Annotated in this window: 19 protein-coding genes and 1 tRNA gene; 12 read left to right on the top strand and 8 right to left on the bottom strand. The window is 68.9% G+C overall.

Features of this window, described 5'->3' with window-relative positions:
- Nucleotides 1-27 precede the first annotated feature (27 nt).
- Nucleotides 28-336 carry a helix-turn-helix domain-containing protein gene (locus tag N1028_RS10105; protein ID WP_259527634.1) on the top strand — a complete coding sequence of 103 codons (309 nt, stop codon included), beginning with the start codon at nucleotides 28-30 and terminating at the stop codon, nucleotides 334-336.
- An 18-nt stretch (nucleotides 337-354) separates the two neighbouring features.
- On the opposite strand, the gene N1028_RS10100 is transcribed toward N1028_RS10105, so the two are convergent.
- The 4 genes from N1028_RS10100 to N1028_RS10085 form a co-directional block, all read right to left on the bottom strand.
- The gene (locus N1028_RS10100; protein WP_259527632.1) at nucleotides 355-669 is read right to left on the bottom strand and encodes a hypothetical protein; all 315 of its coding nucleotides are present in this window, start codon (nucleotides 667-669) and stop codon (nucleotides 355-357) included.
- An 81-nt stretch (nucleotides 670-750) separates the two neighbouring features.
- Nucleotides 751-1,482, bottom strand: a complete 732-nt coding sequence (locus tag N1028_RS10095) for an ABC transporter ATP-binding protein (protein ID WP_259527630.1) — start codon at nucleotides 1,480-1,482, stop codon at nucleotides 751-753.
- On the bottom strand, nucleotides 1,482-2,303 hold the full coding sequence (locus N1028_RS10090) for an ABC transporter permease (protein ID WP_259527628.1): 822 nt from the start codon (nucleotides 2,301-2,303) through the stop codon (nucleotides 1,482-1,484). The genes N1028_RS10095 and N1028_RS10090 overlap by 1 nt, the downstream gene beginning before the upstream one ends.
- A gap of 21 nt (nucleotides 2,304-2,324) precedes the next feature.
- Nucleotides 2,325-3,017 (bottom strand): phosphocholine cytidylyltransferase family protein, encoded by a 693-nt coding sequence (locus N1028_RS10085; protein ID WP_259527626.1) that lies wholly within the window; start codon nucleotides 3,015-3,017, stop codon nucleotides 2,325-2,327.
- Between the two features lie 183 nt (nucleotides 3,018-3,200).
- Between N1028_RS10085 and N1028_RS10080 the strand changes: the two genes are divergently transcribed.
- The 3 genes from N1028_RS10080 to N1028_RS10070 are packed head-to-tail and all read left to right on the top strand — an operon-like array spanning nucleotide 3,201 to nucleotide 6,309.
- Nucleotides 3,201-4,433 (top strand): ABC transporter ATP-binding protein, encoded by a 1,233-nt coding sequence (locus N1028_RS10080; protein ID WP_375163402.1) that lies wholly within the window; start codon nucleotides 3,201-3,203, stop codon nucleotides 4,431-4,433.
- Nucleotides 4,409-5,980 (top strand): ABC transporter permease, encoded by a 1,572-nt coding sequence (locus tag N1028_RS10075; RefSeq protein ID WP_259527624.1) that lies wholly within the window; start codon nucleotides 4,409-4,411, stop codon nucleotides 5,978-5,980. Before N1028_RS10080 ends, N1028_RS10075 begins: the two co-directional genes overlap by 25 nt.
- A 35-nt stretch (nucleotides 5,981-6,015) precedes the next feature.
- A complete protein-coding gene (locus tag N1028_RS10070; RefSeq protein WP_259527622.1) occupies nucleotides 6,016-6,309 on the top strand; it encodes a DUF3039 domain-containing protein in 294 nt (97 codons plus the stop codon).
- An 8-nt stretch (nucleotides 6,310-6,317) separates the two neighbouring features.
- On the opposite strand, the gene N1028_RS10065 is transcribed toward N1028_RS10070, so the two are convergent.
- Complete coding sequence (locus N1028_RS10065) at nucleotides 6,318-7,580, bottom strand: nicotinate phosphoribosyltransferase (protein WP_375163406.1); 1,263 nt, start codon at nucleotides 7,578-7,580, stop codon at nucleotides 6,318-6,320.
- Between the two features lie 89 nt (nucleotides 7,581-7,669).
- On the opposite strand from N1028_RS10065, the gene murI reads away from it, so the two are divergent.
- From murI to N1028_RS10045, 4 genes are all read left to right on the top strand, one after another.
- Entirely contained in the window at nucleotides 7,670-8,515 is an 846-nt protein-coding gene (gene murI / locus N1028_RS10060) for a glutamate racemase (protein WP_259527613.1), read from the top strand.
- Nucleotides 8,512-9,264, top strand: coding sequence for a ribonuclease PH (rph, locus tag N1028_RS10055; protein ID WP_259527611.1), 753 nt, complete (start codon nucleotides 8,512-8,514; stop codon nucleotides 9,262-9,264). Before murI ends, rph begins: the two co-directional genes overlap by 4 nt.
- Nucleotides 9,265-9,269: 5 nt before the next feature.
- Complete coding sequence (rdgB, locus tag N1028_RS10050; RefSeq protein WP_259527605.1) at nucleotides 9,270-9,866, top strand: RdgB/HAM1 family non-canonical purine NTP pyrophosphatase; 597 nt, start codon at nucleotides 9,270-9,272, stop codon at nucleotides 9,864-9,866.
- Between the two features lie 198 nt (nucleotides 9,867-10,064).
- Nucleotides 10,065-10,931, top strand: a complete 867-nt coding sequence (locus N1028_RS10045) for a cation diffusion facilitator family transporter (RefSeq protein ID WP_259528112.1) — start codon at nucleotides 10,065-10,067, stop codon at nucleotides 10,929-10,931.
- A gap of 24 nt (nucleotides 10,932-10,955) precedes the next feature.
- On the opposite strand, the gene N1028_RS10040 is transcribed toward N1028_RS10045, so the two are convergent.
- The 3 genes from N1028_RS10040 to N1028_RS10030 form a co-directional block, all read right to left on the bottom strand.
- Nucleotides 10,956-11,717, bottom strand: a complete 762-nt coding sequence (locus N1028_RS10040) for a DedA family protein (RefSeq protein WP_375163407.1) — start codon at nucleotides 11,715-11,717, stop codon at nucleotides 10,956-10,958.
- Nucleotides 11,718-11,741: 24 nt separating this feature from the next.
- Nucleotides 11,742-11,823, bottom strand: a tRNA-Leu gene (locus tag N1028_RS10035).
- A gap of 28 nt (nucleotides 11,824-11,851) precedes the next feature.
- The gene (locus N1028_RS10030; RefSeq protein WP_259527590.1) at nucleotides 11,852-13,096 is read right to left on the bottom strand and encodes an MFS transporter; all 1,245 of its coding nucleotides are present in this window, start codon (nucleotides 13,094-13,096) and stop codon (nucleotides 11,852-11,854) included.
- Nucleotides 13,097-13,167: 71 nt separating this feature from the next.
- Here N1028_RS10030 and prfB point away from each other — a divergent pair, with 71 nt between their 5' ends.
- The 4 genes from prfB to smpB all read left to right on the top strand — a co-directional run bounded on the left by prfB (nucleotide 13,168) and on the right by smpB (nucleotide 16,942).
- Nucleotides 13,168-14,277, top strand: a complete 1,110-nt coding sequence (gene prfB / locus N1028_RS10025; RefSeq protein WP_259527588.1) for a peptide chain release factor 2 — start codon at nucleotides 13,168-13,170, stop codon at nucleotides 14,275-14,277.
- Between the two features lie 102 nt (nucleotides 14,278-14,379).
- Nucleotides 14,380-15,495, top strand: a complete 1,116-nt coding sequence (gene ftsE / locus N1028_RS10020; RefSeq protein WP_259527586.1) for a cell division ATP-binding protein FtsE — start codon at nucleotides 14,380-14,382, stop codon at nucleotides 15,493-15,495.
- Nucleotides 15,492-16,406, top strand: coding sequence for a permease-like cell division protein FtsX (ftsX, locus tag N1028_RS10015; protein ID WP_259527584.1), 915 nt, complete (start codon nucleotides 15,492-15,494; stop codon nucleotides 16,404-16,406). The genes ftsE and ftsX overlap by 4 nt, the downstream gene beginning before the upstream one ends.
- 59 nt (nucleotides 16,407-16,465) lie before the next feature.
- Nucleotides 16,466-16,942 carry an SsrA-binding protein SmpB gene (gene smpB, locus N1028_RS10010; RefSeq protein ID WP_259527574.1) on the top strand — a complete coding sequence of 159 codons (477 nt, stop codon included), beginning with the start codon at nucleotides 16,466-16,468 and terminating at the stop codon, nucleotides 16,940-16,942.
- Nucleotides 16,943-17,005 lie beyond the last annotated feature (63 nt).

Raw genomic sequence — 17,005 nt, 5'->3', positions numbered from 1 at the left:
AGAGCATGGGGCAGGTAGGCATGAGGGGTGAGTTCCGCGCCGTCCGATGCCTCCCGCCTGCTGGGCTCCCGCATCCGTGAAGAGCGCCAGCGCTTCGCCATCAACCAGATGGAGCTCGCCGACCTCGCGGGCCTGCATTTCACGAACCTCGGCAAGATCGAACGCGGCCAGGCCAACCCGTCACTGCACACGATCCTCCGCATAGCCGGCGCGCTCGACCTGAACCCCGCGGTGCTCCTCGACGGCATGACGGCCGACATGCTGCCCGACCGGCCGCACAAGGTCACGGTGGCCGACCTCATCCGTGCCCGCGAGCAGGGCGACCAGCCCCTCTGATCGCGGACGGCGGCGCTCTCAGAAGCTCACCCGCCAGAGGTACTCGTCTCCGTTCGGCCGGAACCAGCGGATGATGAGGATCGCCGACTCCGGCAGCGTCGAGCCCCGGATGCGCAGGGTCATCTCGTGCCCGGGCGCCAGGAGCAGCGGTGGTGTCGCTCGCATGAGCCCGCTGCCGAGAAGGCTGAACGACAGCCCACGGAGCGGCTCGTCGCTGACGTTGCGGAGGCCGTAGCACTCCGGCGCCCCGCTGCGGTCGAGCCGCAGCGGCACGGGATAGGCGACGGATTCGGAGGGCGGAGTGGGGGAGGAGAAGACCTGACTGCTTGCCATGCCGACAGTAGAAACCCCACCACCGACGATCAGGGCCCGAAAAGCCCCCTCCGGGGGTCCCCTGTGGACAACCCGTCCCGATCAGCCCGATGTGTCGGAGGAGTAGCGGTCGAGCGCCTCGGAGATCGGCCCGTCGAAGACGAGCCTCCCGCCGTCGAGGTAGAGCCCGCGCGTGCAGAAGCGCCGGAGGTCGCGCTCGTTGTGCGAGACGAAGAAGAGGGTGCGCCCGCCGGCGAGCAGCTCCTCGATGCGCCGGTAGCACTTCTCCCGGAACCCCTTGTCGCCCACCGCGAGCACTTCGTCGACGAGGATGACGGGCTCCTCGAGCTGCGAGATCACGGAGAACGCGATGCGCACCCGCATGCCGCTCGAGAGGTGCTTGTACGGGGTGTCGAGGAAGTCGCCGATCTCGGCGAACGAGATGATGTCGTCGAACCGCTCGTCGACCTCGCGCCTGGTCATGCCGTGAAGGCCCGCCGTGAGATACACGTTGTCGCGCACCGAGAGGTCCTCGACGAAACCGCCCGTGATCTCGATCAGTGGTGCCACCCCCTCGTGCACCCGCACGCGGCCCTCGTCCGGCAGCACGACCTCGGCCACGAGCTTCAGCAGCGTCGACTTGCCCTGCCCGTTGCGGCCGATCACGCCGATCGCCTCCCCGGGCTGCACGGTGAAGCTCACGTCCCGCAGCGCCCAGAACTCGCCCGGGCGCGAACGGCGGGTGCTGCCGGCGAAGAGGTCCTTGAAGCTGCGTCGCGCACGCTTGTTGCGCTTGAACCGGATCCCCACGCGCTCCACCTCGATCACGGCCATCAGATCTCCTTCAGCACGGAGCGCTCGGACCGCTTGAAGACGAGCAGCCCGATGGCCAGCAGCACGACCGACATCGCGGCCCCCACCCCCACCTGGTACCAGTCGAGCTGGTCCGGGAAGAAGCCGGCCCGGTAGAGCGAGAACACGCCGCTCAGCGGGTTGAACGCCGCAAGCGGCTGCAGCGCCTCGGGCAGGTCGTGCGTGCCGTAGATGATGGGGGAGGCGTAGAAGAGGAACCTCAGAGCCAGCTTGACCGCCCGCTCGAGGTCGCGGAAGAACACCACGAGCGGTGCCACGATGAGCGCGACCCCCACCGTGAGGGTGGCCTGCAGCAGGATGCCGAGCGGGAACAGCAGCAGCTCCCAGTCGACCGTGGCCCCCGCGAAGACGGCGAAGGCGGCGAGAACGGGCAGGCTCGCCAGGAACTCGATCCCCTTCGAGAGCACGAGCCGGTTCACCCAGATCGTGCGCGGGATCTTGGTGGAGCGGATCAGCTTCGCCTCGCGCAGGAACGCCCTCGTCGCATCCGAGACCGTGCCGTTGAACCACATCCAGGCCAGCAATGCCGTGAGCAGGAACACGATGTAGGGCTCCGTGCCGACCGGTCGGCGGAACACCTGCGTGAAGACGAACCAGTAGATCCCGGCCATGACGAGCGGATCGAGGATCGACCACAGGTAGCCCAGCGCGGAGGTGGAGTACCGCACGCGCAGGTCTCGCCGGGTGAGGAGCAGCAGCGAATGCCGGTAGCGCGACCAGCTGCCGCCCTTACGGGCCAACGGCGCACGTGTAGCAACGCTCACCTGTGCAAGCCCCTTCATGATGGATCGAGGCTAACTCTGTCACACGAAGAGGTTCGCGCGCTCCAGGTCTTCTGCGAAGTCGACCTCGACGGCGTAGAGGTCTGAGATGTCGACGGGCTCGATGAGCAGGCCGTCCTTCTCGATGGCGAGCTCGAGGCCGCGCTCGAAGTAGTCCTGGTCTCCGACACGCTGCAGGTGGCGGATGAACGAGGCCTTGTCGCGGGCCGAGATGTAGTTGATGCCCACCGCTTCGCCGAGACCGCCGACGACGGTCTTGGAGAGCTCGTCGATGTAGCCCTCCGCGGTGGTCGTGTACTTGACCTCTTCGTCGGAGACCTTCGCGGTGTTCACCGTCACGAACGACTGGTCGCGGGCGATCATCGAGACCGCGCGGTCGAGCACGGCGGGGTCGAAGACCACGTCGCCGTTCATCCAGAGCACGCCGCCCGAGGTGGAGGCCTGCAGGGCGCGGAGGAGGCTCTTGGAGGTGTTCGTCTGGTCGTACTCCTCGTTGTAGACAAAGGATGCCTCGGGGAACGCCTCGATGATGTGCTCGAGCTTGTAACCCACCACGATGGTCACCTTGGCGTTGGAGCCGAAGGCGTGGTGGATGTTGTCGAACTGCTGGCCCATGATGGTGCGGCCGTCGCTCAGCTCGGTGAGCGGCTTGGGGAGGGATCGGCCGAGCCGGCTGCCCATGCCCGCGGCAAGAATGACGACCTGCGTGGTCATGTTGACTCCTCTTCGTTCAACGAGATGTTCACCGGGTCGTTGCTGGCCCGCGATTGCCTCGTTCGACTACTCACCGTACTATGACCCGAAAATTACCGGACGCAGAAGGGATGTATCGTGTCTCTTTCGTGATGCACGCCGCGGGGCGCAGTGCACGCGACAGAGGATTGATAGGTTTATCCGGTGAGCTCAGAGTCCGACACTCCACCAGCGCAGGGTGCCTCCAGCGCACCCCGCACTCCCAGGCGGACTCCGGCCAAGGCCTCCGCATCGACGGCGAAGGCATCTGCGCCGCGGCAGCCGGCCGCCCGCAAGCCCGCCTCCCGGCCGGCGGCCAAACGGCCCGCCGTGAAGGTCGAGGACGTGGTCGTCGAGACCACAGGCACCGAGACCACGGGCACAGACGAGATGGTCGTCGACGATCTGGTCGAGGCTGAGCTCGAGGCCTCCGCCGCGCAGAAGGCGGCACCAGCCAAGAAGCCAGCCGCACCGCGGAAGCCCGTGCAGCGCAAGGCCCCGGTCAGGAAGCCCGCAGCCACCGCGGCAGGTGAGGCACCCGCGCGCGCGCCTCGAACCCCGCGCACGCCCCGCACCCCCGCCAAGCCGCGCACCACCCCGATCCTTCCGCCGTCGGTCGTCCGCGATCTCGATCCGTCGAAGATCGCCCTGTCGATCTCGGGCCTGTCGAAGAAGTTCGGCAGCACCACGGCCGTCGCCGGTGTCGACATCGACGTGCCGCAGGGCTCGTTCTACGGCATCGTCGGCCCCAACGGTGCGGGCAAGACCACCACGCTCTCCATGGTCACGGGCCTCCTGCGCCCCGACGGCGGCGTCGTCACGGTGCTCGAGCAGGACGTCTGGCGGGACCCGGCCGCCGCCAAGCGCCTCATCGGAGTGCTTCCGGACAGGCTGCGCCTCTTCGACCGGCTCACCGGCCGGCAGCTGCTGCACTACTCCGGATCGCTCCGGGGCCTCGACTCCGCCACCGTCCGCCAGCGGAGCGAGGATCTCGCCACGGCCTTCGGGCTCGAGGATGCGCTCGGCCGACTGGTCTCGGACTACTCGGCGGGCATGACGAAGAAGATCGCGCTGGCCTGCTCCATGATCCACTCGCCGCGCATCCTCGTGCTCGACGAGCCGTTCGAGTCGGTCGATCCGGTGTCGGCGGCCAACGTCGTCGAGATCCTGGAGAAGTACGTCACCGGCGGGGGCACCGTCGTGCTCTCGAGCCACAGCATGGACATGATCCAGCGGGTCTGCGACCGGGTCGCCATCATCGTCGAGGGGAGGGTGCTCGCCAAGGGCACCGTCGACGAGGTGCGGGAGGACGGAACGCTCGAGCAGCGCTTCGTGGAGCTGGCCGGCGGCCGCAAGAGCCCTGAGGGGATGGAATGGCTGCTGAGTTCCTCCGACTGAGGCTGAGGCTTCTCGGCAACACGTTCAAGCGCAGCACCTCCGAGCTCACGGGAGTCGTGATCGGCACCGTGCTGGCCCTGGTGGTCACCGTGGCGGCCGTCGTGGCCCTCGTGATGCTCCGCGACGCCTCCGCCGACCTCGCCCGCAACGCCGTCGTGCTCGGCGGCTCCGTCGTGGTCGCGATCTTCTGGTTCGCACCCCTGCTGCTGTCGCTCCGCGACGGCATGGATCCGCGCTCCTTCTCCCTGATGGGGCTGACGGCCGACCGCATCGCCCTGGGGCTCGCCGCGGTGGCCTTCGTGAGCCTCCCGGCGATCGTCGTCACGATCGTGTCGCTCGCCACGGCGGCAACCTGGTCGGCGTCACCAGGCACCGCGCTGCTGGCCGTCGTCGCGGGCCTCGTGGCGGCCGTGACCTGCGTGCTGGGCGCCCGGCTCTCGCTCTCCCTCTCGGCCTTCGTGTTCGCGACCCGCCGTGCCCGCGACCTCGGGGCGGCGGGTGCCGTGCTCGCGATCGTCGTCATCGTGCCCGGCCTCGTGCTGCTCGGGCTGACCGGTTGGGGCGCCGACGGCGGTGGGTTCTTCACCACCCTCGAGGGCATCCTCGGCTGGACCCCGCTCGGCGCCGTCTGGGCCGTGCCCGCCGACGCCGCCTCGGGCCAGGGTGTCTCGGCCGTGCTCAAGCTCCTCATCGCGGTCGCGACCGTCGCTCTGCTGTGGCTGGCCTGGAAGGGCCTCGTCGCCCTCATGCTGGTCACGCCGGGCCGCGACGTCGAGGTGCGCGAGCACTCGGGGCTCGGCTGGTTCGCACGCACTCCCACGACCCCGCTGGGCGCCATCGCGGCCCGTTCGCTCACCTACTGGGGCCGCGACCCGCGCTACTACGCCCAGCTCGTGATCGTTCCCGTCGTGCCGCTGGTCGCCGTGATCGTGTTCGTCTTCGTGGGACTGCCGATCGAGTACACCGCCCTCCTGCCCGTGCCCCTCATGTGCGTCTTCCTCGGCTGGGTCGTGCACAACGACGTGGCCTTCGACAACACCGCGGTCTGGCTGCACGTCGTGACCGGCCGCCTGGGCCTCGCCGACCGGGTGGGGCGGATGGTCCCGGTCGTGCTCATCGCCATCCCGCTGATCGGCATCGGGTCGTTCCTCAGCGTGCTCTTCGCCGACGAGCTGGACGCGCTGCCGGCGGTGCTCGGCACGAGCACGTGCCTCGTGCTCGTGGGGCTCGGCCTCGGCAGCCTCTTCTCGGCGCGCTTCCCGTATCCGGCCAGCCGGCCGGGTGACAGCGCGTTCTCGCAGCCGCAGGCCACCGGGGCCACGAGCGTGCTGGCCCAGGTGTTCTCGTTCCTCGGCACGGTGGCGCTGTCCACCCCCGCGATCGTGTTCGCCGTGCTCGGGGTCTTCGTCGATCCGGAGTACTACTGGCTGTCGCTCTGGACGGGCCTCGGCATCGGCGTGTTCGTGCTCGTCGTCGGCGTGGGCGGGGGCGCCGCGATCTTCAATCGCCGGGGTCCCGAGATCCTCGCCGCCGCCCTGCGCAACTGACGCACTGCCCGCTGTGCGCGGTTAGAATCGACGTCATGACTGGCGCATTCGATCGCACCTCCGAGCCCGGAGCCCTTCCCGACGGCGGCGGCGGAACCACCACTCTCGACCGGGAGCTCGAGGAGCTCCTGAACACCGAGAACATCGATCCGGGCGACCACGAGCGCTTCTCGCACTACGTCGAGAAGGAGAAGATCCTCGAGTCGGCGATGACCGGCAAGCCCGTCAAGGCGCTCTGCGGCAAGAAGTGGACTCCGGGGCGCGACCCCGAGAAGTTCCCGATCTGCCCCACCTGCAAAGAGATCTACGAGCGCCTGCTCGACGAGTAGAGCGAGCTCTAGACGGCCTCGAACACGGTCGGGATCGCCGGTGCGCCCGACGCCAGCCGGAACGCCTGGTCGGGCAGCTCGGCGAGGGAGACCTCGCGGTGGCCGCGTGCCGCCACGACTCCGGCCGCACCGAGATAGCGCTCGTCGGCGGCCCCGTCGGCCATGAGCTCGACGTGCAGAGGGCGCCCCGGCGCGTCATCCGGAGCGGCGTCGCCCACGAAGACCGTCTCGGTCACGGCCGTGCCCGAGCTGTCGATCATGCGCACCGGATGCTTGCGCCCGCCGTGGGTGGCCTTGTCGGCCGACTTCTTGGCCACCGAGACCCAGCGGCCCTCCGCGTCCTCCCGCGCCACGAGCTTGTACACGAGACCGGCGGCCGGATGCCCGGAGCCGGTCACGACGGACGTCCCCACCCCGAACGAGTCGACGGGCGTGGCGGCGAGGGCCGCGATCGCGTACTCGTCGAGGTCGTTGGTGACCGTGATCCGCGTGCCCGTCGCCCCCAGATCGTCGAGCTGCTGCCGCACCGCCCCCACGAGCGTGAGCAGGTCGCCGGAGTCGAGCCGCACCGCGCCGAGACCGGTGCCGGCCACCCGCACGGCGGTGGCCACGCCCTCCGGCACGTCGTAGGTGTCGACGAGCAGCGTGGTGCCGGCGCCGAGGGTGGCGACCTGCGCCCGGAACGCCTCTTCCTCGGAGTCGTGCAGCATCGTGAAGGCGTGCGCCGCCGTGCCCATTGTGGGCACACCCCAGGTGCGGCCAGCCTCGAGGTTGGAGGTGGCGCCGAAGCCCGCGATGTAGGCGGCTCGGGCGGCGGCGACGGCCGAGCGCTCGCCCGTCCTGCGCGATCCCATCTCGGCCACGGGCCGACCGCGGGCGGCGGAGACCATGCGGGCGGCCGCTCCTGCCACCGAGGTGTCGTAGTTGAGCACCGAGAGGATCAGCGTCTCGAGCAGCACGCCCTCGGCGAAGCTCGACTCCACCACGAGCAGCGGGGAGTCGGGGAAGTAGGCCTCGCCCTCGCGGTAGCCGCGAATCTGCCCCGTGAACCGGTAGTCGGCGAGCCAGTCGAGGGTGGCTCCGCCCACCACGTCGTTCTCGCGCAGATAGTCGAGCTCGGCGTCGCCGAAGCGGAAGGCCGAGATGAGCTCGAGCAGTCGGCCCGTTCCCGCCACCACGCCATAGCGGCGGCCGTGCGGGAGTGAGCGGCCGAAGGCCTCGAACACGGTCTGCCTGTCGTGGGTACCGGCCCGGATGGCCGCGTCGACCATCGTGAGCTCGTAGCGATCCGTCAGGAGGGCGGTGGAGTCGGCGAGAGGCGCGTTCACCCTCCGAGCCTAGGCGGCTAGGCTGGTCTACCGTGAGTGACAGGCCGATCGGGATCTTCGACTCGGGCGTCGGCGGGCTCACGGTGGCGCGCGCGATCCGGGACCAGCTGCCGCGGGAGTCGCTCCTCTACGTCGGCGACACCGCGCACTCGCCCTACGGGCCCAAGCCGCTCGCCGACGTGCGCCGCTTCGCCCTCGAGGTTCTCGACGATCTCGTGGAGCAGGACGTGAAGATGCTCGTGATCGCCTGCAACACGGCCTCCTCGGCCATGCTCCGGGATGCGCGCGAGCGCTACAGCGTGCCCGTCATCGAGGTCATCCAACCGGCCGTCCGCACTGCGGTGTCTGTCACCCGCAACCACCGGGTCGGCGTGATCGCGACCGCAGGCACCATCCTCTCGCGCGCCTACGACGACGCCTTCGCGGCGGCCCCGCACCTCGAGCTCTTCAGTCGGGCCTGCCCCGAGTTCGTCGACTACGTCGAGGCGGGCGACACCACGAGCCGTGAGCTCGTGGCCCTCGCTGAGCACTACCTGCGGCCACTGGTCGAGAGCGGGATCGACACGCTCGTGCTCGGCTGCACTCACTACCCTTTCCTGAAGGGCGCGATCTCCTATGTGGTGGGCGATGGCGTGCAGCTCGTCTCGAGCGACACCGAGACCGCCAACGACGTCTACCGCACCCTCGTGAGGAGCGGCATCGAGCGCACGTCGCCCGCCAGGCCCGTCTACCGCTACGAGGCCACCGGCACCAGCGCCGACGAGTTCCTCCGCCTCGCCGACCAGTTCCTCGGCCCCGAGGTCTCCTCGGTCGAGCTCGTCGAGACCGGCACCATCCCCATCGCCCCGAAATCCCCGAACACGAGGAGCACACCATGACCGAAGCCACCCGCAAAGACGGCCGCACCGTCGACGAGCTCCGCACCGTCACCATCGAGCGGGGCTGGAGCGACCAGGCCGAGGGGTCTGCGCTGATCTCGTTCGGGCGCACGAAGGTGCTCTGCACCGCCTCGTTCACCAACGGTGTGCCGCGCTGGAAGTCGGGCTCGGGCAAGGGCTGGGTCACCGCCGAGTACGCGATGCTTCCGCGAGCCACGAACGACCGCACGGATCGCGAGTCGGTGAAGGGCCGGATCGGCGGCCGCACCCACGAGATCTCGCGGCTGATCGGCCGGTCGCTGCGGGCCGTGGTCGACATGAAGGCGCTCGGTGAGAACACCATCGTGATCGACTGCGACGTGCTGCAGGCCGACGGCGGAACCCGGACGGCCGCCATCACGGGCGCCTACGTGGCTCTCGCCGACGCGATCGAGTGGGCGAGGGGCAAGAAGTTCATCGGCCAGCGGTCGACGCCTCTCCTCGACACCGTCTCGGCGGTCTCGGTGGGCATCATCGACGGCGCTCCGATGCTCGACCTCGCCTACGTCGAGGACGTGCGTGCCGAGACCGACATGAACGTCGTCGTGACCGGCCGCGGTCTCTTCGTCGAGGTGCAGGGCACGGCCGAGGGCGCGCCGTTCGACCGCGCCGAGCTGAACTCGCTGCTCGACCTCGCACTCAAGGGCACCGAGGAGCTCGCGGCGCTGCAGCGCTCGGCACTCGAGACCGCTGCCGGGGTGGGGGAGTAGCCGCCGTGCGCGTGGTGCTCGCCACCCACAACGCCCACAAGGTGGAGGAGTTCCAGGCCATCCTGGGATCGGTGCTGCCCGAGCTCGAGATCGTCGCCTACGACGGTCCCGAGCCCGTGGAGGACGGCACGAGCTTCGCCGAGAACGCCCTGATCAAGGCGCGCACGGCCGCCCATCACACGGGACTGCCGGCCCTCGCCGACGACTCGGGGATCTGCGTCGATGTGATGAACGGGTCTCCCGGCATCTTCTCTGCGCTCTGGGCAGGGCACGGCAAGGGCGCCGAGGCGAATCTCGCGCTGCTGCTGGATCAGATGGCCGACATCGCGCCCGAGCACCGCGGAGCCCATTTCGCCTGCACCATCGCGCTCGTCGTGCCCGCCTCCGGTGCCGAGCACGTGGTGGAGGGGATCTGGCCGGGTGCGCTCGCCACCGAGGCGCACGGCGGAGGCGGGTTCGGCTACGACCCGATCTTCGTGCCGGTGGGCCACGAGGTCACGGCGGCCGAGCTCACGGCCGCCGAGAAGAACGCCATCAGCCACCGCGGGCGGGCCTTCGAGGCCGCCATCCCGCTGCTGAGAACGACCCTCATTCCTGATTAGACCGATCGGTGGCGGGGCGCTCTCGCGGGCGGCTACCGTGGAACCGTGAGCGATTCCCCGAGCCCAGCGGAGCACCGCCCCGCCGACTGCGGAGGTGAGCTCTCGCACGGAGCGCCGGATGACGGCGCATCCGCCCACGAGCATGGTCAATCCGGCCACGCCGGTCACGACCACGGTGCCGGGGCCAACCGCACCCGTCTGACCATCGCGATCGCCATCGTGGCCACCGTGCTCGTGGTCGAGGCCGTCGGCGCCTTCCTCTCCGGCTCGCTCTCGCTCTTCGCCGACGCAGGCCACATGCTCTCGGACCTCATCGGACTGATCGTCGCCCTCATCGCCACGATCGTGGCGGCCCGGCCGGCGAACGACAGGCACACCTACGGCTACCGGAGGGCAGAGGTCTTCGGGGCTCTCATCAACAGCCTCATCCTCATCGGTGTGGCCGCCTTCGTCACGGTCGAGGGGATCGGGCGTCTCGTCTCGGCCGAAGGTGGCGAGGTGCAGGGCGGGCTCATGCTCGCGGTGGCCGCGATCGGCCTCGTCGCCAACTTCGTCTCGCTGATGATCCTCCGCGGTGGCGCCAAGACCTCCATCAACATGCGCGGCGCCTACCTCGAGGTGCTCGGCGACCTGCTCGGCTCGGTCGCGGTCATCATCGCCGCCGCGGTCATCCTCACCACCGGCTTCGAGAAGGCCGACGCGATCGCGTCGCTCCTGATCGCCGCGATGATCGTGCCGCGGGCGGTCTCGCTCCTCCGCGACGTCGTGGGGGTGCTCAACCAGTCGGCGCCGTCGGCGATGGACGTGCAGGGCATCCGCGACCACATCCTCGAGGAGCCGGGGGTGGTGGCGGTGCACGACGTGCACGTCTGGGCCATCACGCCCGGTCAGTACGTCTTCTCAGCCCACGTCGTGGTCGAGCAGGAGGTGTTCGCGCGGGGCGCGAGCGGTCCCCTCCTCGACGCCCTCGGCCGCTGTCTCACGGTTCATTTCGACGTGGAGCACTCCACGTTCCAGCTCGAACCCGCGGAGCACGCGCGGCACGAAGAGAACCAGCACTCCTGAGGAGCGCCGCGGCCGAGGCTGGAACTACGGCTTCGGGCGGGTGTCGACGTCGCCGCCGAAGACCTCGGGCTCGAGAGTCAGGCGCTCGGCGGCACCGGTGATCTCGATCTCCTCCTCGATGGCCGCCTCCGTGTCCTTCCTGGCCTTGCTGCGCTCGCGGAGGTAGTGGAAGACGGTGGGGATGATCGTCAGCACGACCACGCAGATCAGCACGACGTCGAGGTACTTCTCGGTGAACTCGCGCACGGGCTCGATCTGGCCGAGACCGAAGCCGAGCAGAGTGATCCCGGAGCCCCAGATGAGGGCGCCGACGGCGTTGTAGAGCGAGTACTTCTTGTAGTTCATGTGACCGACGCCCGCGGCGATCGGAGCGAAGGTGCGCACGATCGGCACGAAGCGCGCCATGATCACCGCGAGGGCGCCGAAGCGCTCGAAGAAGGCGTTGGTGCGCTCGACGTTGCGCACGCTGAACAGGCCGGACTCCTTGCGCTCGAACACCCTGGGGCCGAGCTTGTGCCCGATCAGGTAGCCCACCTCACCGCCGAGGAAGGCGGCGAGCGAGATCGCCAGGCAGACCCACCAGATGTCGATGCCGAACTTGCCGCCGACGGCCAGCACACCCGTGAAGAACAGGAGGGTGTCGCCCGGGAGGAGGAAGCCCACGAGCAGTCCGGTCTCGGCGAACACGATGGCGCACACCACGAGCAGTGCCACCGGGCCGAACACACCGCCGAGCAGCGTGTTGGGGTCGAGCCACGGGATGAGGGCTTGCGGCACTGCGGAAATCACGGCTCTCCAGTCGTTCGCGAGTACGGGAGAAGGGACTTGAACCCTCACGCTCGAAAGCACAGGAACCTAAATCCTGCGTGTCTGCCAATTCCACCACTCCCGCAGATACGAGTCCAGTGTAGGGGAGCTTCTCAGCGCGGCCTGTGAGGCAGGTAGCGGGGCACGTTCCGGATGAGGATGCCCGCGCCGAGGAGGCCGATCGCACCCATGATGCCGGTCGCGAGTGAGAGCGAGGCGACCACCACGATCGCCGAGACGGCCACCGGGGCAAGGGCGGCGCCGGCGTCGACGGTGAACCGGAACGCACCGAGGAACGGCGCGGGATTCGCGCGTGGCGCGAGGTCGGCGCTCAGGGTCATGATGATGCCGCTGCCGACCCCGTTGGCCACCCCCATGAGGATCGCGATGGCCACGAACCAACCCACGGCCCCCGGGAGGTCGTGGGTGATTGAGAGAACGATCAGCGCGAGCCCCATCCCCACCATCGAGGGGACGACGCTCCAGAGCCGGCCGAACCGGTCCATGATCTGGCCGCTGGTGTAGAAGAGGGCGAAGTCGGCCGCGGCGCCGATCCCGATCACGACCGCGGTGGTCTCCTCCGGGAGGCCGATGCTCACGGCCCACAGGGGGAGGATCGCCATCCGGCTCGCCCGGAGCGCGCCCACGACGCTCGCGCCGCTGCCGATCCGCACGAGGGCGCCCCGGTTCTGCCAGATGGTGCGGAACAGCCCGTGCGTCTCGGCGGCCACGAGCAGCGCCCCGGTGTCGGGTCTCGGCTCTCCGGCCGTGGGGTCGCGGATGACGAGCAGCACCACGATCACCGCGAGCGCGCAGACGATGTGCACCACGAAGGCCGCACTCGCCGTGCCGGTGAGGGCGATCACCCCGGCTCCGAGGAAGGGGCCGATGAACCAGCCCGCGCGGAACGATCCGCCGAGCGTGGAGAGGGCACGGGCCCGGATGCGGATGGGCACGAACGTGGTCATGAACGCCTGCCTGGCGAGCGCGAACACGGCGGCCGCGAGTCCGAGGGCGAAGATCGTGACGCCGAACAGCGCGGCCGAGGCGGCGAACAGGGCGACCGTCATGGCGGCGACCGAGAGCACGGCCGAGGCGATCATGGAGCGCTTCTCGCCGATCCGGGCCACGAGGGCGCCGCTCGGGATGTCGCCTGCGAGCTGCCCCACGACGATCATGGCGGCGATCAGCCCGGCGCCCGCCAGATCGGCGCCGAGGCCCACGGCCACGGCGGGGATGATCGGGATGACGGCGCCTTCGCCGATCCCGAAGAGCAGCGACGGCAGCAGGGCGGGGAGGGCGATGGAGCGGAACCGGAATCCGTCGCCGGATCCCTCGCCCGCATCGCCTGTCGTCATTGCGACTACTTTACCCGGATGAACGATCCGGCCGGCCGCTCGATTCGGTGCATCGCTAGACTGGCTGCATAATGCTCGACTTAGACCTCAGTGAACAGATCCAGCAGCTCCGCACCACCTTCGGCGACATCCGATCGGTCGTCGACGTCGACGGGCTCCGAGCCGAGATCGCGCGCCTGAGCGAGGAGGCCGGCGTTCCCGACCTCTGGGACGACACCGAGAAGGCGCAGAAGGTCACGAGTGCGCTCAGCCACCGGCAGGGAGAGCTCGCGAAGATCGACTCGATCGAGTCGCGGCTCGACGACCTCGAGGTGCTCATCGGACTCGCGAACGACGAGGGCGACGAGGAGTCGGCCGAGGAGGCCCGCGTCGAGCTCACCTCCATCCAGAAGGTCCTGGGCGACCTCGAGGTGCAGACCCTGCTGAACGGCGAGTGGGATGCGCGGCCGGCCGTCATCACCATCCGCTCGGGCGCGGGCGGCGTCGACGCCGCCGACTTCGCCGAGATGCTCATGCGCATGTACCTCCGCTGGGCCGAGAAGCACAACTACTCCACCACCGTGATGGACACGAGCTACGCGGAGGAGGCGGGCATCAAGTCGGCCACCTTCGAGATCGATGCCCCTTACGCCTTCGGCACCCTGAGCGTCGAGGCCGGCACCCACCGGCTCGTGCGGATGAGTCCCTTCGGTGCTGCCGGCAAGCGCCAGACGAGCTTCGCGGCCGTCGAGGTCATCCCGCTGATGGAGGAGGCCGCGGCCATCGAGATCCCGGAGAACGACATCCGGGTCGATGTGTTCCGCTCCTCCGGGCCCGGTGGCCAGTCGGTCAACACGACCGACTCCGCCGTGCGCATCACCCACCTCCCCACCGGAACCGTGGTGTCGATGCAGAACGAGAAGAGCCAGATCCAGAACCGGGCGGCGGCCATGCGCGTGCTCGCCTCGCGACTGCTGATCATCCAGCGCGAGCAGGAGGCGGCTCAGAAGAAGGAGCTCGCCGGCACCATCACGGCGAGCTGGGGCGACCAGATGCGCAGCTACGTGCTCGCGCCCTACCAGATGGTCAAGGATCTCCGCACGGAGCACGAGGTCAACAACCCCTCGGCCGTGTTCGACGGAGACCTCGACGGCTTCATCAACGCGGGCATCCGCTGGCGCAAGACCAAGCACGACGACTGACACCGATCCGTCGAGGCGCTGATTCATGTGAATCCTATGAATCGGCGACTCTCGCGCGTCGCGCCGGGGAATCGGCAGGGGCCTGCTTAGAGTCATCACGTCATGATTCGGTTTGATCACGTAACCAAGACCTACCGCGGGACCAAGCGGCCGGCGCTCAATGCCGTCGACCTCGAGATCCTGCGCGGCGAATTCGTCTTCCTCGTCGGAGCCTCGGGCTCCGGCAAGTCCAGCTTCCTCCGGCTCATCCTCAAAGAGGATCGCCCGACGAACGGCAACATCCACGTCCTCGGCCAGGATCTCAATGCGATCTCGAACCGCAAGGTGCCCTACTTCCGCCGCAACCTCGGTGTCGTGTTCCAGGACTTCCGGCTGCTGCCCGGCAAGAACGTGTTCGACAACGTCGCGTTCACGCTCCAGGTGATCGGCAAGTCGCGCGGCTTCATCCAGGAGGCCGTCCCCGACGTGCTCCAGATGGTGGGCCTCGCCGAGAAGGCCAACCGCCTTCCGCACGAGCTGTCCGGTGGTGAGCAGCAGCGCGTGGCGATCGCCCGTGCGGTGGTCAACAAGCCCGCCATCCTCCTTGCCGACGAGCCGACGGGAAACCTCGACCCCTCCACGAGTGCCGGCATCATGACGGTGCTCGAGCGGATCAACGCGGGCGGCACCACGGTGGTCATGGCCACCCACGACAACGCCATCGTCGACCACATGAAGCGCCGCGTGATCGAGCTGGTCTCCGGTCAGATCGTGCGCGACGAGGATCGCGGCGGCTACGGCATGACCGCCGAGATCGCCCTCCAGGACTCGGGCCTCACCGCCGAGATCGCGCTCGGCGAGGGGCTCGTGCGGCCCGTCGGCCCCGCTCAGCCGCACGTGCAGCCCGCGGCCGCACAGGCTGTCCAGTCGCAGACCGCCCAGGCGGCGCAGGCCCAGGCCGCGCAGTCGCAGCCCGTGCAGACGCTCGAGCAGCATGCGCCGGTGCAGTACAGCTACCCCCCTCAGGCGACGGGTCCCCAGACTCCCGTCGTCGAGGAGGTCGTCGAGCGCGCTCCTGAACAGACCGCCCAGGCCGCTCCCGCACAGACCGCTCCCGTGCAGCCCGAGCCGCACGACCCTGCCACCGAATCGCTCACCCTCGCCGAGAAACTCGGCCTCCGCGCCCCCGGCGCCGCGGCGGATCCGGCGAAAGACCAGAACGTGGGGCCCACGACGTGAGATTCGCACTCATCCTCGGCGAGGTCGGCACCGGCCTCCGCCGCAACGTCTCGATGGTGGTCTCGGTCGTCCTCGTGACCTTCATCTCGCTCACCTTCGTGGGCGCCGCCATCCTGCTGCAGATGCAGATCGGCCAGATGAAGAGCTTCTGGTACGACCGCGCCCAGGTGGCCATCTACATGTGCACCGCCACCTCCGGGGGCGAGAACTGCGCGGGCGGAGAAGCGAGCCCCGATCAGATCGCGGCCGTGCAGGCCCAGCTCGACTCGCCCACGCTCGCGCCGTTCATCGATCAGTACTACTTCGAGACCCACGAGCAGGCGTTCGAGAACTTCCAGGAGCAGTTCGCCGGCAACGCCGTGACCGAGTACGTCACGGCCGACCTGCTCAACCAGACGTACTGGGTCAACCTCGTCGATCCGGAGCAGTCGGCCGTGCTCAGCGAGAGCCTCTCAGGGCTCGCGGGCGTCGAGAGCGTGGTCGATCAACGCAGCTATCTCGAGCAGATCTTCTCCATCCTGAACGCGGCCAGCTTCACCGCGATCGGCGTCGCGGCGCTCATGCTCGTGGCGGCCGTGCTGCTGATCGCCACCACGATCCGCCTCTCCGCCTTCTCGCGCCGAAGAGAGCTCGGCATCATGCGCCTGGTGGGTGCGTCGAACAGGTTCATCCAGACCCCGTTCATTCTCGAGGGCATCATCGCGTCGCTGATCGGGTCGGTGCTCGCGGGAGCCGCGATCTGGGCGATCGTGCGGTTCTTCGTGCAGGGCTATCTGGCGGTCGAGCTGCCGTTCACATCGTTCGTGAGCGACACCGATTCGTTCATCGTGATACCCATCCTGATCCTGGTGGGTGCTGTGCTCGCGGCGCTCTCGGCGAAGTTCGCGATCACGCGCTACCTCAAGGTCTAGAATGGTGGGCTGCCGTCATTCGCGGCAGCTCATCCATTCCCCTCAGGTCAGGAGGCGTCATGCCCCGCGAACGCGGACAGAAGGTCGTCGCGACCAATCGCAAGGCGCGCCACGACTACACGGTGGAGGACACCTACGAGGCGGGTCTCGTGCTCACCGGCACCGAGGTCAAGTCGCTGCGGGCCGGGCGGGCCTCGCTCGTCGACGGCTATGCCTTCATCGACGGGGGAGAGGCGTGGCTCGACGCCGTGCACATCCCGGAATACAACGAGGGCACCTGGAACAACCACCCGCCCCGTCGCAAGCGCAAGCTCCTGCTGCACAAGGAGCAGATCATCAAGATCTCGCACAAGACCAAGGAGGGCGGCTACACCCTCGTGCCGCTCTCCCTGTACTTCCTCGATGGCCGGGCCAAGGTCGAGATCGGCGTCGCCAAGGGAAAGCGCGAGTACGACAAGCGCCAGGCGCTCCGTGAACGCCAGGACAAGCGCGAGGCCGACCGCGCCATCTCGAGCCGCCGCAACCTCGGCGACTGATCTGCCGAACCGTCACTTCCCACACATCCGCGCGCATCTGTGCGTGGAAAGTGACGTTTCGGC

The sequence above is a fragment of the Herbiconiux oxytropis genome (assembly GCF_024979315.1).
Classification (GTDB): domain Bacteria; phylum Actinomycetota; class Actinomycetes; order Actinomycetales; family Microbacteriaceae; genus Herbiconiux; species Herbiconiux oxytropis.
This window is presented reverse-complemented; position numbering and strand designations above follow the sequence as displayed.